The 13,774-nt window shown below is 68.6% G+C and carries 10 protein-coding genes and 1 riboswitch; all 10 genes read right to left on the reverse strand.

Annotated elements, in window-relative coordinates; genetic code table 11:
- Positions 1-35 precede the first annotated feature (35 nt).
- The 10 genes from NH8B_RS08905 to NH8B_RS08950 are packed head-to-tail and all read right to left on the reverse strand — an operon-like array spanning position 36 to position 13,486.
- Positions 36-794, reverse strand: coding sequence for a cobalamin biosynthesis protein (locus tag NH8B_RS08905; protein ID WP_014086989.1), 759 nt, complete (start codon positions 792-794; stop codon positions 36-38).
- Positions 791-1,597 carry a precorrin-4 C(11)-methyltransferase gene (cobM, locus tag NH8B_RS08910; protein WP_014086990.1) on the reverse strand — a complete coding sequence of 269 codons (807 nt, stop codon included), beginning with the start codon at positions 1,595-1,597 and terminating at the stop codon, positions 791-793. The genes NH8B_RS08905 and cobM overlap by 4 nt, the downstream gene beginning before the upstream one ends.
- On the reverse strand, positions 1,594-2,325 hold the full coding sequence (cobI, locus tag NH8B_RS08915) for a precorrin-2 C(20)-methyltransferase (RefSeq protein WP_014086991.1): 732 nt from the start codon (positions 2,323-2,325) through the stop codon (positions 1,594-1,596). Before cobI ends, cobM begins: the two co-directional genes overlap by 4 nt.
- Complete coding sequence (gene cbiD / locus NH8B_RS08920) at positions 2,322-3,476, reverse strand: cobalt-precorrin-5B (C(1))-methyltransferase CbiD (RefSeq protein ID WP_014086992.1); 1,155 nt, start codon at positions 3,474-3,476, stop codon at positions 2,322-2,324. The genes cobI and cbiD overlap by 4 nt, the downstream gene beginning before the upstream one ends.
- Entirely contained in the window at positions 3,473-5,050 is a 1,578-nt protein-coding gene (locus NH8B_RS08925) for a precorrin-8X methylmutase (protein WP_014086993.1), read from the reverse strand. Before NH8B_RS08925 ends, cbiD begins: the two co-directional genes overlap by 4 nt.
- Positions 5,047-5,823, reverse strand: a complete 777-nt coding sequence (locus NH8B_RS08930) for a cobalt-precorrin-7 (C(5))-methyltransferase (protein ID WP_369751188.1) — start codon at positions 5,821-5,823, stop codon at positions 5,047-5,049. The genes NH8B_RS08925 and NH8B_RS08930 overlap by 4 nt, the downstream gene beginning before the upstream one ends.
- Positions 5,824-5,872: 49 nt before the next feature.
- Positions 5,873-7,837, reverse strand: coding sequence for a putative cobaltochelatase (locus tag NH8B_RS08935; RefSeq protein ID WP_014086995.1), 1,965 nt, complete (start codon positions 7,835-7,837; stop codon positions 5,873-5,875).
- The gene (locus NH8B_RS08940; protein WP_148282956.1) at positions 7,834-12,111 is read right to left on the reverse strand and encodes a cobaltochelatase subunit CobN; all 4,278 of its coding nucleotides are present in this window, start codon (positions 12,109-12,111) and stop codon (positions 7,834-7,836) included. Before NH8B_RS08940 ends, NH8B_RS08935 begins: the two co-directional genes overlap by 4 nt.
- Positions 12,108-12,437, reverse strand: a complete 330-nt coding sequence (locus NH8B_RS08945; protein WP_014086997.1) for a (2Fe-2S) ferredoxin domain-containing protein — start codon at positions 12,435-12,437, stop codon at positions 12,108-12,110. The genes NH8B_RS08940 and NH8B_RS08945 overlap by 4 nt, the downstream gene beginning before the upstream one ends.
- On the reverse strand, positions 12,434-13,486 hold the full coding sequence (locus tag NH8B_RS08950) for a HoxN/HupN/NixA family nickel/cobalt transporter (protein ID WP_014086998.1): 1,053 nt from the start codon (positions 13,484-13,486) through the stop codon (positions 12,434-12,436). The genes NH8B_RS08945 and NH8B_RS08950 overlap by 4 nt, the downstream gene beginning before the upstream one ends.
- A gap of 102 nt (positions 13,487-13,588) precedes the next feature.
- Positions 13,589-13,753: riboswitch (cobalamin riboswitch) on the reverse strand.
- Between the last annotated feature and the right edge of the window lie 21 nt (positions 13,754-13,774).

Here is a 13,774-nt window from a genome sequence, read left to right on the forward strand (position 1 = left end):
CTTTCCGTATGTCTGTTCGGTCATGACGCCGTGCGTCATGCGGGTAATTCGGTAGGGCGGTCTTCGACCACGGCGACGGTGACACCGTCCAGTGCGGTCTTGGGTACGATCAGCCGGCCGCGCGGGCTGGCGATCAGCGCGCAGGGTTCGCACACGCCGGCCACGCCGACGTTCTGCTGCACCCAGTCGGACGGCTGGCCCACCCAGGCGCGCGCGGCGACGTCGGGCTGGGCGATCACGCGCAGCGGCAGGCCGTGGCGCTCGCAGAAGGCCAAGAGGCCGATCTCGTCGGCCTTGAGGTCGATGGTCGCGACCTCGCGCACTTCGGCCAAGGTGCGCCCGCCCAGCGCGGCCAACACCGCGCGTTCGATCTCGTCCGCCGACTTGCCGCGCCGGCAGCCGATGCCGAGCGTCAAGGGCTTCAGCGCCTCGGTGGCGGTGGTGACGGCCGGAATCGCTCCCGTCAGCCTTGCCACCTCGTAGGCGAGCGCGTTGGCGCCGCCCTCGTGGCCGGACAGCAGCGGGATGGCGAAGCGCGCCGCCTCGTCCAGCACCACCAGCGCCGGGTCGGTGTACTTGCTCACGGGCAGACCGTCGAGATAGCGCACCGCGATGCCGCTCGCCATCATCGCGACCCAGCGCCGGTGCTGGTGGAAGGCGCGGCGGAACTGCTCGCGCGGGCTGTCGTCGGGCGTCAGCCACGGCCGGTACAGCGTCGCGCCCAGCGCTTCGGCCAACCTTTGGCCCAAGGGCAGGGCGTCCGCGCGCACCAGCCAGATGGCGGTCTCGCTCACACCGCGTCCTTCGCCTTGCGCTTGCTCGGGCGCGGCGTCTTGCGGTCGGTGCCGTCGCGGAAGATGTGGGTGAAGCCGGCCGCGTACAGGCTGGATTCGACGCCACCTTCGCGCGACAGCGCAGCGCCGACCAACAGCAGCGTGGTCAGCAGCCAGTCTTTCTGTTTCACCTCGCTCATCAAGGAAGCGAGCGTGCTGCGGTGGATGGCCTGGTCGGGCCAGCTGGCGCGGCGCACCAGCGCCACCGGGGTGTCGGACGGGTAGTGCAGCAAGAGGTCGGCGATGGTCTGCTTCAGGCGCTGGCCGGAGAGGAAGATGCACATGGTCGCCTGGTGTTCGGCGAAGCGCGCGATCGATTCCAGTTCCGGCACCGCCGAGGCGCGGCCGGAGACGCGGGTCAGGATGATCGACTGCGATACTGCCGGACGGGTCAGCTCGCTGCCGAGTGCTGCGGCCGCGGCGGTGAACGACGACACGCCGGGGACGATCTCGTAGCCGATGCCGAGCGCTTCCAGCCGGCGCATCTGCTCGGCGGTGGCGCCGTAGATGGCCGGGTCGCCGGAGTGCAGCCGCACCACGTCCTTGTCCTCGGCCAGGGCGCGGCGGTACAGCGCCTCCTGCTGGTCGAGCGACAACTCGGCGGTGTCGAAGATTTCGGCGTCGGCGCGGCAATGCTGCAGCATCTCGGCCGGCACCAGGGAGCCTGCGTACAGCACCATGGACACGGTGCCCAACAGGCGGCTGCCGCGCAGCGTGATCAGGTCGGCGGCGCCGGGGCCGGCGCCGATGAAATAGACTTTCATGGGTGGCGTTTCTCGCGGGCGGTTTTGCGGATCAGCATGGTGGCGAGGTAGCCGCTCGCGTCCGCGGTCAGGGTGGAAACGTCGTCGCACAGCACCTCGCCGGGCAGGCCGATGCGGCGCGCGAAGGCGCAGTGGCGGGCGATGTCCATCTCGTTCAACAGGCTCAGCACGTCCGGCAGGCGCGCGCCGATCTTCATCAGCACCACGATGTCGTGGCTGTCGATGTCGGCGCGCAGTTCGGCCATGTCGTCCGGGCAGGGCAGGATCAAAATCCGCTCCTTGCCTTCGCCCAGCGGCCAGGACAGCGCCGAGGCGGTGGCGGCGAAGCTGGTCACACCGGGGAAGGTGGTGTGCGTCAGCCCAGGTAGCTTGTCACGCAAAGCCGCCAGCAAATAGCCGTAGGTGGAGTAGGTCATCGAGTCGCCGATGGTGAGGTAGGCAACGTGATGCCCGGCGGAGAGTTCTTCGGCCACCGCTTCGGCCAACTCGCCGTAGTGGCTGGAGAGCACGCTGCGGTCCGGGTCCATCTGGAACTCGATCTCGCGGAATTTCTCGTCCGGAATCGCCAGGCCCGCCAGGCACTGGCGCGCGACGGAAACCTCGCTGCCGCGCGCACGCGGCAGGTAGATCAGGTCGGCCTGTTGCAAGGCTTTCAGTGCTGCGACCGGGATCAGCCCGGCCGGTCCCGGCCCGACGCCGACGCCGGTGAAGTGTCCGAGCACGCTCATGCCGCTTCTCCCGAGGCGTCGCAGGCGGCTTCGCCGAGCGGCGTGCCGTCCATGCTGAACAGGCGCACCGCCACGCGCTCGACGCTGGGCACCTTGGGCGCCATCAGCGCGGCCACGCGGCGCTCGATTTCCATCCAGTAGCCGCGCGCGTCGGCGTGTTCTTTTACTAGTTGCACTACGTTTTCCACGGTATTGGCTTTCTCAATCTGAGCGACGAGGTTGGCCGAAAAGCCCATCTCGGCGGCCACGGCGGCGACCGAACCCATCGCCATGCCGCTCTTGCTGGAATGGGTGTCCCACACCCCGTCGAGCAGCTTGGCGATCTTGCCGGGGTGGCCCAGCACCCACAGCGTGCCAAGCCGCGCCTGTTGTTCTTCCAGCGTTTGCTGGGCGTAGTCGAGCGAGACGCCGACGAAGTTGGCGATCTGCACCACTTCCTTCTTTTCCAGATGCAGCGTGTCGGCGGCGTAGCCACGACCGATCTTGCCCGGGGTGAAGGCGATGGCGTCGGGGCCATGGCCCAGCGCCACGCGGATGTAGACCTCGATCGAGGCCATCCACGCCGCCAGCGACATCGGCTCGACGATGCCGCTGGTGCCGAGGATGGAGATGCCGCCGAGGATGCCGAGCATCGGGTTGAAGGTGCGTTTGGCGATCTTGTCGCCGTCGACGCAGCCGATGGCGAGGTCGAAGCCGGGATTGGTTCCGCCCGCCAGCACCTCGTCGACCGCCCTCTGCATCATCTGGCGCGGCACCGGGTTGATCGCCGGCTCGCCGGGCGGAATGCGCAGCCCCGGCTGGGTGACGGTACCGACGCCGGGCGCGGCGATGAAGCGCAGCGTGCCGCTGTTGTTCACCGACACCTCGGCGAAGATGGTGGCGCCGTCGGTGTTGTCCGGGTCGTCGCCACCGTACTTCAGCACCTCGGCGCGCACCGCGCCGCTCGTCAGCCGTTCCACCTTTTCCACCGGCACCACCAGGTAGTAGTCCGGGTCCGGCAGGCTCACCTCGACTTCGCGCACCGCCTCGCCGCGCAGCAACAGCGTCAGCGCCGCCTTCACCGCCGCTGTGGCGCAGCTGCCGGTGGTGCGGCCGCGGCGCAGGCCGTTGGGGGCGGGGGTGGCGAGGTCGTAGGGGCGGCGAGTGCTCATTGCTGTGCTTGCTGTTCCTGGTTCTGGCGCCCGACGTGCTCGATGGCCGAGATCATCAGCGCGTTGACCACGGTGGCCGCCCACGGCGAGCCGCCGCGCGTGCCGCGGTTGGTGATGCGCGGCACCTGCAGCAGGCGGGCCAGTTCTTCCTTGCACTCGCGCGTGCCGACGAAACCCACCGGCAGGCCGACCACCAGTTGCGGGCGCCAGCCGTGCTCGCGCACCAGCCGCACCACTTCCATGATCGCGGTCGGCGCATCGCCGATGGCGACGATCACGTCGTTACCGAACTTCTGCCAGGCGCGGCGGATGCCGGCGGCGGAGCGGGTGATGCCGTGGGTCTTGGCGAGCAGGTGGGTCTCTTCGTCGTGCACGCCGCACCAGGTCTCGACGCCGAGCTGATCCAGCACCGCGCGCTTGAGGCCGGTCTGCACCATGGTGACGTCGGTCACCACGCGGCGGCAGCGCAACAGCGCGCGCAGGCCGATGTCGGTGGCGCCGGGCGAGAAAACCATGTCGTCCACGCTGCTGAAATCGCCGGAGGTGTGCACCAGGCGCTGCAGCACGGTGTGCAGTTCGGCCGGGATGGTCGACCAGTCGTAGCCGGCCTGGATGATGCGCATGCTCTCGGCTTCGATCGGGTGCGGCACGTAGGGCGGCCAGTTGTCGATCGGCGCCGGCGCGGCGTCGGTACGGCCGAGCAGCCCGCGTACCAGACCGTGGTGGCCCTGCTGCGGCGTGCCGACCTGTTCCTCGAAGCCGACGATCTGCACGCGGTACTTGCACAGCGCGCAGTTCATCGTGGCGCGGCCCTCGACGCCTTCCTGGGCGCGCTCGAGGAACACGTCGGCCACGTGCGGGTGCACGCCGAGGTAATCGGCCTTGAGCACTTCCAGCTCGGGGTGGCGCGTCGCCAGGTCGTCCGCGGCGGCGTAGATGCGCTTGACCAGCACGCCGTCGAACAGGAAATAGGGCAGCACCACGATGCGCTTGTAACCCAGCAGGGCGGCGGCGCGCAGGCCGTCGGCCACCAGCGGCTTGGCGGTGCCGGAATAACAGACGAACGAGGTGCCGAAGCCCAGGCCTTCTTCCAGCATGCGCGTGAGCTTGGAAATCTCGGAGTTGGCGTCCGGGTCCGTGGTGCCGCGCCCGACCACGACCAGACAGGTGTCGGCGCGCGACACGGTCTGACCGGAGCGGCCTTCGGCCTCGACGATGCGCTCGCGGCACAGTTGCAGCAGCTTGGGGTGCAGGTCCATCGCCGCGCCGAAGTGGAACTCGGTGTCCGGATGGGCGCGCTGCAAGGCCAACAGCTCGCTCGGCATGTCGTTCTTGGCGTGGGTGGCGGCGAGCAGCACGCCCGGCACCATCACCACTTTCTTCGCGCCGGCTTCGATCACCGAGGCTACGGCTTCATCGATGGTCGGCGTGGCGAATTCCAGGAAGCCATGCTCGACGATGCGGCCGCCGGCGCGCTCGCGCAGCAGTTCGACCAGCGCCATGAACTCGTTGATCCCGTCCGGGTCGCGGCTGCCGTGGCCGGCCAGCACGATGGCGTAATCGTGGGTGCTCATTTGTGGCTCGGCTCGATCTGGCTGTCCATCGGAGCGAGGGTGCGGATCAGCATGATGCTCATGTCGGAGAAGCGCTGGTCGACGCACTCGGCCAGGGTGCCGTGCCATTCGGCGTCGCCGCGGGTGAGGTTTTCCCACACTTCGACCGGGTGCTCGGGCGGAATGCCGTTTTCCAGCAGGTAGGCGGCGATGTGCCAGGGCATGAAGGAGCGCGCCTCGTCCCACGGGCAGGGGATGACGATGGCGTTGCGCTGGTCCTGCAGCGCGTGCACCAGGTGGCGCTTGAACGGGGTCAGGTCGCCGCGGCGGTGGAAGGTGATGAAGCTGGTCTCGTCGAAGCACACCTTGGCACGCGAGGCCAGGATCTGTGCCGACGAAATGCCGGGGATGGTCTCGATCGGGTGGCCACAGGCGCGCTCGACGCGCTCCAGGTACTGGAAGCCGCTGAAGTGGATGTCGCCCATGAACACCACCACGCACTTCTTGCCGGCGTGGTGACGCTCGGCGACGATGTCGAGCTGCGCGACCTGGTCACGGTAGCCCATCTGGATCACCTCGGCGGTGTCCGGGATCAGCGGGCGCACCACGTCGACCACGGCGTTGAAGCCGGCGACCACGTCGGCCTCGCGGATCAGTTGCGCCGAGCGTTGCGGCAGGTAGCCGATGTCGCCGGGTCCGGCGCCGATGCAGATAATCATGTCGGTGTTTCCTTGGTATTCCGTGGCGGGCTGGCCGGTCGGCGCCCCCGCCGTTGTGATTCGTCGTTGCGGCAGACGTTTTTAACGCCGTATCGCCGAAGCGCAGCAGATCGTAAACAGGTTCTTAGCCGCCCAGCCGCTGCCGTATCGTCAACGTCAGGCTTTCCACCGACAGCGTGTCGAGCGGCAGGTATTCGCCCTGCAGTGCCGTGGCGAGTTCGCGCGCACGGCCCAGGCGCACGTAGCCTTCCTCGGTGTCGAGCACCAGCGCCGGCGTGCCCTGGGCGGCCAGGGCTTCGGCCAACCCCAGCGCCTCGCGCCACGGGTCCTGGCGCGTATCGAGCGCGATGTTGGCGCGGCCGTCGGAGAGTACCACCAACAGCGGCGTCAGATTGTCCGCGCGGGCGTGCCGCGCCAGCGTCTCGGCGGTGAGCTGCAAGGCGTGCGCCAACGGCGTGCGCCCGCCGGTGGGCAGCTCGGACAGGGCGCGTTCGGCCTGGTCGATCTGGCGCGTCGGCGGCAGCACCAGCTCGGCGGCATTGCCGCGGAAGGCGATCACCGCCACCTGGTCGCGGCGCTGGTAGGCGTCCTGCAGCAGGCCCAGCACGCAGCCCTTGACCGCTTCCATGCGGCGCTTGGCCGCCATCGAGCCGGAGGCGTCGACCACCAGCAGGATCAGGTTGGCCTGCTTGCCGACGCGCACCTTGTCGTGCAGGTCGGCGCGGGTGACGCTGAAATCGTTCGGGTTGCGCAGCAGCGCGCTCTTGAGGGTGGCGTCCAGCGCGAGCTGGCTCGGCGCCTCGCTCGGCACGGCGCGCAGGGTGTGGCCGTGGCGCGTGCCTTCGCTGCTGCTGCGCCGCCCGCTGGCCTCGGAGGCGTGCAAGGCGGCTACCTCGATGCGGCCGACGCCGGCGGGGGAGGCGGCGGCGAACAGCTGCTCGGCGGCGCTGCCCGGCTGGGCATTGTCGTCGGTGTTGTTGCTCGACGGTTCGGCATTGTCCGGTTCGGACTCGCCGCCGCGATTGTCCGCGCTGTCCTGGCCCGAGGGCGGCTGCGAAGCAGGCGGCGGGGGCGGCGGTTCGGACGCCTGCCGCGTCAGCTCGTCGAGCTTGTCGCGGTCCAGGCCGGATTGCTCGAACGGTTTCTTGCGGCGGCGGTGCGGCAGCACCAGCTCGGCGGCGTCGCGCACGTCTTCCGCCGTCACCTCGCGCCGGCCGTCGAGCGCAGCCAGCGCCCGTGCCGCCTTGTGCATCACGATGTCGGCGCGCAGGCTGGCGACCTCGAACTCGCAGCACAGCCGGCTGATGAAGTCGAACAGCGAATCGGGCATGGCCACGTCGGCAAGCCCGGCCTGCGCGGCGTGCAGGGTCTGGCGCAGCGCGGCGGTGTCGTCGGCGCAGCGCCGGGCGAAGCCGGCCGGATCGGCCTCGAACGCCAGGCGGCGGCGTACCACCTCGGCGCGGGTGGCGGCGTCGCGCGGCGCGCTCACGTCCACCATCATGCCGAAGCGGTCGAGTAACTGCGGACGCAGCTCGCCTTCTTCCTGGTTCATCGTGCCGAGCAGCGTGATGCGTGCCGGGTGGCTCACCGACAGGCCTTCGCGCTGCACGGTGTTGACGCCCATGGCGGCGACGTCGAGCAGCACGTCGACCAGGTGGTCGGCGAGCAGGTTGATTTCGTCGATGTAGAGCAGGCCGCGATGCGCCGCCGCCAGCAGGCCCGGCTTGAACGCCTGCTGGCCGTGCTTGAGCGCCTTCTCGAAGTCCAGGCTGCCCAGCACGCGGTCTTCGGTGGCGCCCAGCGGCAGGTTGATGAAGGGCACCGGCGCGGCTTCGGCCAACGTGTCCGGGTCCTGGCAGGCCGGGCACTCGGCCAGTGGCGCGTCCGGCGCGCAGTTGAAGCCGCAGCCGGCGGTGCGCGCGATCGGCGGCAGCACCTCGGCCAAGCCGCGCGCGGCGGTGCTCTTGGCGGTGCCCTTGTCGCCGCGGATCAGCACGCCGCCCATGCTGGGGTCGACCGCGCACAGCAACAGCGCGCGCTTGAGCTGCTCCTGGCCGACGATGGCGACGAAGGGGTAGTGGTGTTTCATCGTTTCGGGCTCTCCCCGCGTTCTTCCAGCATCGCCTCGCTTTGCAGGTGCAGGTCGCGCAGCGCGGCCAGGGTGTCCGGGTTCGGTTCTTCCCACAGTCGGCGCTGGGCCGCTTCCAAGAGGCGCTCGGTGATGGCGTTGAGCGCCCACGGGTTGCTCTCGGCGAAGAAGTCCTGCATCTGCTGATCCAGTGCGTAGGTTTCGGCCAACTGCTCGTACACCCAATCGTCCACCACGTGCGCGGTGGCGTCGTAGCCGAACAGGTAGTCGACCGTGGCGGTCAGCTCCAGCCCGCCTTTATAACCGTGTTTCTGGATGCTGGCGATCCATTTCGGGTTGGCCACGCGCGAGCGGAACACGCGCAGCACCTCCTCCTTCAGGCCGCGCACTGCCGGGTTGTCCGGGTTGTGGCTGTCGCCGAAGTAGTGGCGCGGCTGGCGGCCGGTGAGGCTGCGGATGGTGGCGATCATGCCGCCGTGGTACTGCAGGTAGTCGTCGCTGTCGAAGATGTCGTGTTCGCGGTTGTCCTGGTTGTGCAGCGCCACCTCGACGCCGGACAAGCGATGGCGGAAATCGGCACGCGCGTCGGTACCGTTGTCGCGCTGGCCGTAGGCATAGCCGCCCCAGTTGATGTAGGCGGTGGCGAAATCGGCGTCGGTTTCCCAGTTCTGCTCGTTGATGAGCGGCAGGATGCCGGCGCCGTAGGTGCCGGGCTTGGAGCCGAACACGCGGTAGAGCGCGCGCTGGCCCGCGGCCTCGGACGGCAGCCCCTGGAACAGATCGTGGCCCAGGTCGGCGAGGTAGTGCTTGCGCACGAAGTTCTGCTCGACCGGTTCATCCAGTCGCGCCACGGTGTGCACCGCCTCGTCGACGAGGTGGATCAGGTGCGGGAAGGCGTCGCGGAAGAAGCCGCTGATGCGCACGGTGACGTCGATGCGCGGGCGGGCGAGTTCCGCGAGCGGGATCACCTCGATGCCGGTGATGCGGCGGCTCTCCGCCTGCCAGCGCGGACGCACGCCGAGCAGTGCCAGGATTTCGGCGATGTCGTCGCCGTGGGTGCGCATCGCGCTGGTGCCCCACACGCTGATGCTGACCGTCTCCGGCAGGTGCCCGGTTTCCTTGCGGTGGCGCGCCAGCACTTCGTTCGCCAGCTCGGTGCCGATGCGCCAGGCGGCCTGCGAGGGCAGGCTGCGCGGGTCGACCGAGTAGAAATTGCGGCCGGTGGGCAGCACGTGCGCCATGCCGCGTGTCGGCGCGCCGCTGGGGCCGGCCGGCACGTAGCCGCCGGCGAGGCCGTGCAGCAAGTTGGCGATCTCTTCCGTGGTGCGTGCCAGGTTGGGCACCAGCTCGCGGCAGACGAAGGCGAGGGTGGTCTTGATCGCGCCGGTGTCGGCGCTGCCGGGCAGCGCTTCGGCCAACGTTGCGTCGATCACGCTCGCGTCGAAGCCGTGTTCGGCCAACGTGGCCACCAGGCGGCGGCCCAGCGCATTGACCGCGTCGAGTGCGTCGGCACGCGTCACCAGCGGCGTGCCGGCCAGCGCCTGCAGCTGCGGCGGGACGTTTTCCAGCCGCTTGCCCTTGTCGTCCTGCAGTCCATTCCAGTCCATGCCCAGCGCCGCGGCGATGCTCGCCGGCAGGCTGGGGATGGCCAGGTTGGGCAGGCGCACCAGCGCGCACACCATGTCCACCAGCGCCTCGCCCTGCGGCACCTTGCCGAGGATGTGCAGGCCGTCGCGGATCTGCGCCGCGCCCAGCTCGCACAGGTAGCCGTCGATGTCCTCGATCAGGTGGGCGACGTCCACGCCTTCCATCTTGGCCAGCGTCAGCGGCACGCCGTCTTCGTTCAGCGTGGCGTCCCACTCGTGGTGGTGGTCATGGTCGTGATGATCGTGATCATGATGGCCATGGTGATGATGGTCATGGCCATGACCGTGGTGGTGGTCGTGTCCGTGGCTGTGCGGCTTGGCGGCCGTCGGACGGTACTGGCCGCCGACGCTGGCCGCCGCGCCGGTCTGCTTCATGGCGGGCTTGACCGGCTGCATCCGGTACTTGCTGGCCGGTGTCGCTGCCGCGTGCGGGTGAGCATGCTCATGATGGTCATGATCATGCTCATGATGACCGTGCTCGTGACCGTGGTGATCATGATGCTCGTGCGCATGCCCATGATCGTGGTCGTGGCCCAGCATCGCCGCCAGATCGCTGTCGAGCTTGGCTTCCTTGATCAGGTCCCAGATCTGCTGCTGCAACAGCGGCAGCTTGGCCGGGTCCAGCATCTCCACCTGGTAGTACTCGTCCACCAACTGCGTGAGCTGCGCCAAGGGCCCATAGGTGTCGGCGGTGGTCATCGGCGGCGTGAGGTGGTCGATGATCACCGAGTGGGCGCGGCGCTTGGCCTGCGAGCCTTCGCCCGGGTCGTTCAGGATGAACGGGTAGAACATCGGCAGGTCGCCGAGCAGCGCGTCCGGGAAGCAGTGTTCCGACACCCCTACGCCCTTGCCCGGCAGCCATTCCAGCGTGCCGTGCTTGCCGACGTGGACGATGGCGTCGGCTTTCCAGTCGTCGCGCAGCCAGCAATACAGCGCGTAGTAGTGGTGGGTCGGCGGCAGGTCCGGGGTGTGGTAGATCGCGTCCGGGTCCATGCCGTAGCCGCGCGGCGGTTGCAGCGCGACGAAGGCGTTGCCGAACTCCAGCCCGGCGAACACCAGTTTGCCCTCGTGCACGTAGGCGCTGCCGGGCGCCTCGCCCCAGCGTTCCAGCATTTTTTGCTGCAGCAGGTCGGGCAGCTGGCCGAACCACTCGGCGTAGCGCGCCGCCGGCACGCTGGCGATGGCTTTGCTTAATTGATCCGCCGTCAGGTAGTCCTCGTCGTAGGCGCCGCGGTCGATCAGCTCGTGGATCAGCGCGTCGCTCGATTCCGGCAGGCCGGGCAGGTGGTAACCCTGCTCGCGCATGGCGTGCAGCAGGGTGAACAGCGAGGCCGGCGAATCGAGGCCGACGGCGTTGCCGATCTGCGAGGCCTTGCTGTTGGAATTGGTGAAGATGAAGGCGATGCGCTTGTTTTCGGCCGGAATGCGGCGCAGCGCCACCTGGCGCGCGGCGATGCCGGCGACGCGGCGCACCCGGTCCGCCAACGGCGCGTAGTGGGTCTCGTCCTCGTCGTGCTTGAACGACATCGGCACGCTGACGATGCGCCCGTCGAACTCCGGCAGCGCCACGTTCATCGCGGTGTCGAGCGGGTTGAGCCCGCGCTCGGAGGCTTCCCATTGCTGCTGCGTCATGCTGCTGGTGATCGCTTGGATCACAGGGATGTCGAGTCGCTCGAACGCTGCCACCGACCAGCCGGCGGCGGTGGGGCCGTCGGCGTTGACGTCGCCCATGGCGAAGGACGTGGTGTTGATCAGCACATCGATCACGGGAACCCCGGCCATCCTGCTGCGCGAGTCGATTGCTGCGTTACGCGGTGCTCGCTCCCTCGCTGTACCGTTTGTACTATCTCGGTCGCTGTGCTCCGGGCGCCTTGCACTCGACTCGCTCGCGACGGATGGACGAGGTTCCCCAAAAAACTGCAGCGCCGCCGGCATGCCGGTCTCGTCGAGCGTCCTAAGCGAGGCGGTGTACACCGGCAGGGCGTTGAGCCGGCGTTCGGCCAACATGTCGACCAACATATCGATGAAGCGGGTGTTGCCGCTCATCCAGTGCGCGCGGTAGAAGGTGATGCCGACCGTCGGCCAGTCCGGCTGGCGGATCGCCGCCCACTCGTCCAGCGTGGCGAGGCCCGACAGCTCCGGGTGGTAGATGCCATGCTCGGGCAGCGGGGTGGGGGGCTGGTAGCCGAAGCCGCTCATCAGCAGCCGGTCGGACAGGCAGCGCAGCAACTGCGCCATGTTGCCGCTGCCGCCTGCCTGCAGGTAGGCGGTGACCTCGTGCTGCAGCGCCGGCGGCACCGACGATAGGGCGGCGAGTTCGGGGTCCGGCTCGCCGGTGCCGCTCACCACGATCAGGGCGCGCTCGTGGGCTTTCGCGTCCTTCAGCAGTTCTTCGAAGCCGGGGATGGTCTGGGCGCGGCCCAGCACCCGCACCACCACGATGCGGGTATCGGCAAGGGGGCCCGCCAGCAGCGCGGCCATGCGTTCGGCGCTGTCGACGGTTTGCAGGTTGACGCCGGCCACCGGCACGAAGCCCTCGGGCAGCTCGGTCTCGGCGCGGTGCAGCGCGGTGAGGTCGGTGCCGGCGTGGGTCAGCAGCACGATGCCGCCGCGGTTGGGGGCGCTCATGGCTGCTCTCCTTGTTCGATGTCGCCGATGCCCAGGCGGTGGAACACCAGTTCCTCGACCGGGCAGCCGCCCGCCAGGTGCTCGTGCACGATGCGCTGGATTGCCGTTGCATCCACCTTGCGGTACCACACGCCGTCCGGATACACGGCGACGATCGGGCCTTCCTTGCACACCGCGAAGCAATGGGTGCGGGTGCGTTTGACGCGCAAGCCCTCGCAGGCGTCGATGGTCTGGCCCAGCGTCTTGAACATGGCCTCGGCCTCGACGCCGTTCTCGGTGCAGCGCGGACCGGTGCACATCAGCACGTGTTTGTAATGGGTTCTCATAGACTGTCCTGTGCCTTGCCGTAGCGCACTTCATAGCCGCGCCACCGGTAAATGCCGGCCGAAACGACCCAGCTGGCGATGAAGATGCCGATCACCAGGTAGCCAAAATGGGCCAGGCTCTCGTTCAGCAGGGCGACGCCGTCCCAGAACGCGCCGGTCAGTTGCAGCTGGCTGGCCAGGAGGCCCAGCGCCTCGATGCCGCCGATGCCGAAGGCGACCAGCACTGAGATCGTGGTGATGGTGAGGTTGTACCAGAGCTTGCGCAGCGGATTGACGAAGGCCCAGCCGTAAGCGCCCACCATCAGCATGCTGTCCAGGGTGTCCACCAGCGCCATGCCGGCGGTGAACAGCACCGGGAACACCATGACGTTCCACAGCGACGTCCCCGCCGAGGCATGGGAGGCGGAAACGGAAAACAGGCCGATCTCGGTGGCGGTGTCGAAGCCCAGGCCGAACAGGAAGCCGATCGGGAACATGTGCCAGCTCTTCGTCACCAGCCGGAACAGCGGCCGGAACAGGCGGGCGAGCAGGCCCTGTCCCGACAGCAGCAGGTTCATCTCTTCGGCGCTGACGTCCTCGCCGCGTTTCACGCGCTGGAAGTTGCGCCAGACGCCCTTGAGGATCATCAGGTTGGTGAGGGCGATGGCCAGCAGGAAGAAGGCCGAAACGCTGGTCGAGACGAGGCCGCCGAGGGTCTTGAAGGCGGCGAAGCGGCTTTGCAAGGCTTCCGTGGTGGTGACGATGATGGCGACCGCCAGCACGATCAGCGCGGAATGGCCGATCGAGAAGAAAAACCCCGCCGCATAGGGCTGCTTGCCTTCCTGCATCAGCTTGCGCACCACGTTGTCGATGGCGGCGATATGGTCGGGATCGACCGCGTGGCGCAGGCCGAACAGGTAGGCCAGCAGTGCGGTGCCGAGCAGCGCCGGCTGTGCCGAGAACGCGGAAAACGCCCACGCCCAGGCGAGCAGGTTGGCGATGAAGAGGAACGCCAGTATGCCGACGAGGCGGCTACGGCCGCCTGGCCGGCTGGGATGATGCAACGTCATGTCGTTGATTGCCCTCGAGCTGGTTACGTCGCCACAGGCGAGGGCACGAACTGCCCAAGGCGGTTCCTGCATTCCCCCGGTGCACCCCGCCCGGCTTCTGCCTGTGTCGACATCGGTGACGGCCGGTCTCCTGGCTCGCGCTTCACCGCCGGGCGCCGCCTTCCCGGATCGCTCCAGTGGCATCGTGGCGCCGGCTCGTCGCTTACAGTTGCGGGGGCAGCCGTGGCATCGCACCACGTTCCCGTCACCGTCACTTAGGGGCAGGATGATACGTGAGGGCGGCGGGCT

It is taken from the genome of Pseudogulbenkiania sp. NH8B (genome assembly GCF_000283535.1).
In the GTDB taxonomy this organism is placed as follows: domain Bacteria; phylum Pseudomonadota; class Gammaproteobacteria; order Burkholderiales; family Chromobacteriaceae; genus Pseudogulbenkiania; species Pseudogulbenkiania ferrooxidans.

Excerpts from the sequence above, each read along its gene's own strand:
- NH8B_RS08940 (WP_148282956.1), bottom strand. The coding sequence starts at position 12,111 with ATGAGCGCCCCCAACCGCGGCGGCATCGTGCTGCTGACCCACGCCGGC.
- cobM (WP_014086990.1), bottom strand. The coding sequence starts at position 1,597 with ATGAAAGTCTATTTCATCGGCGCCGGCCCCGGCGCCGCCGACCTGATC.
- NH8B_RS08950 (WP_014086998.1), bottom strand. The coding sequence starts at position 13,486 with ATGACGTTGCATCATCCCAGCCGGCCAGGCGGCCGTAGCCGCCTCGTC.
- NH8B_RS08945 (WP_014086997.1), bottom strand. The coding sequence starts at position 12,437 with ATGAGAACCCATTACAAACACGTGCTGATGTGCACCGGTCCGCGCTGC.
- NH8B_RS08925 (WP_014086993.1), bottom strand. The coding sequence starts at position 5,050 with ATGAGCACCCACGATTACGCCATCGTGCTGGCCGGCCACGGCAGCCGC.
- cobI (WP_014086991.1), bottom strand. The coding sequence starts at position 2,325 with ATGAGCGTGCTCGGACACTTCACCGGCGTCGGCGTCGGGCCGGGACCG.
- cbiD (WP_014086992.1), bottom strand. The coding sequence starts at position 3,476 with ATGAGCACTCGCCGCCCCTACGACCTCGCCACCCCCGCCCCCAACGGC.
- NH8B_RS08935 (WP_014086995.1), bottom strand. The coding sequence starts at position 7,837 with ATGAAACACCACTACCCCTTCGTCGCCATCGTCGGCCAGGAGCAGCTC.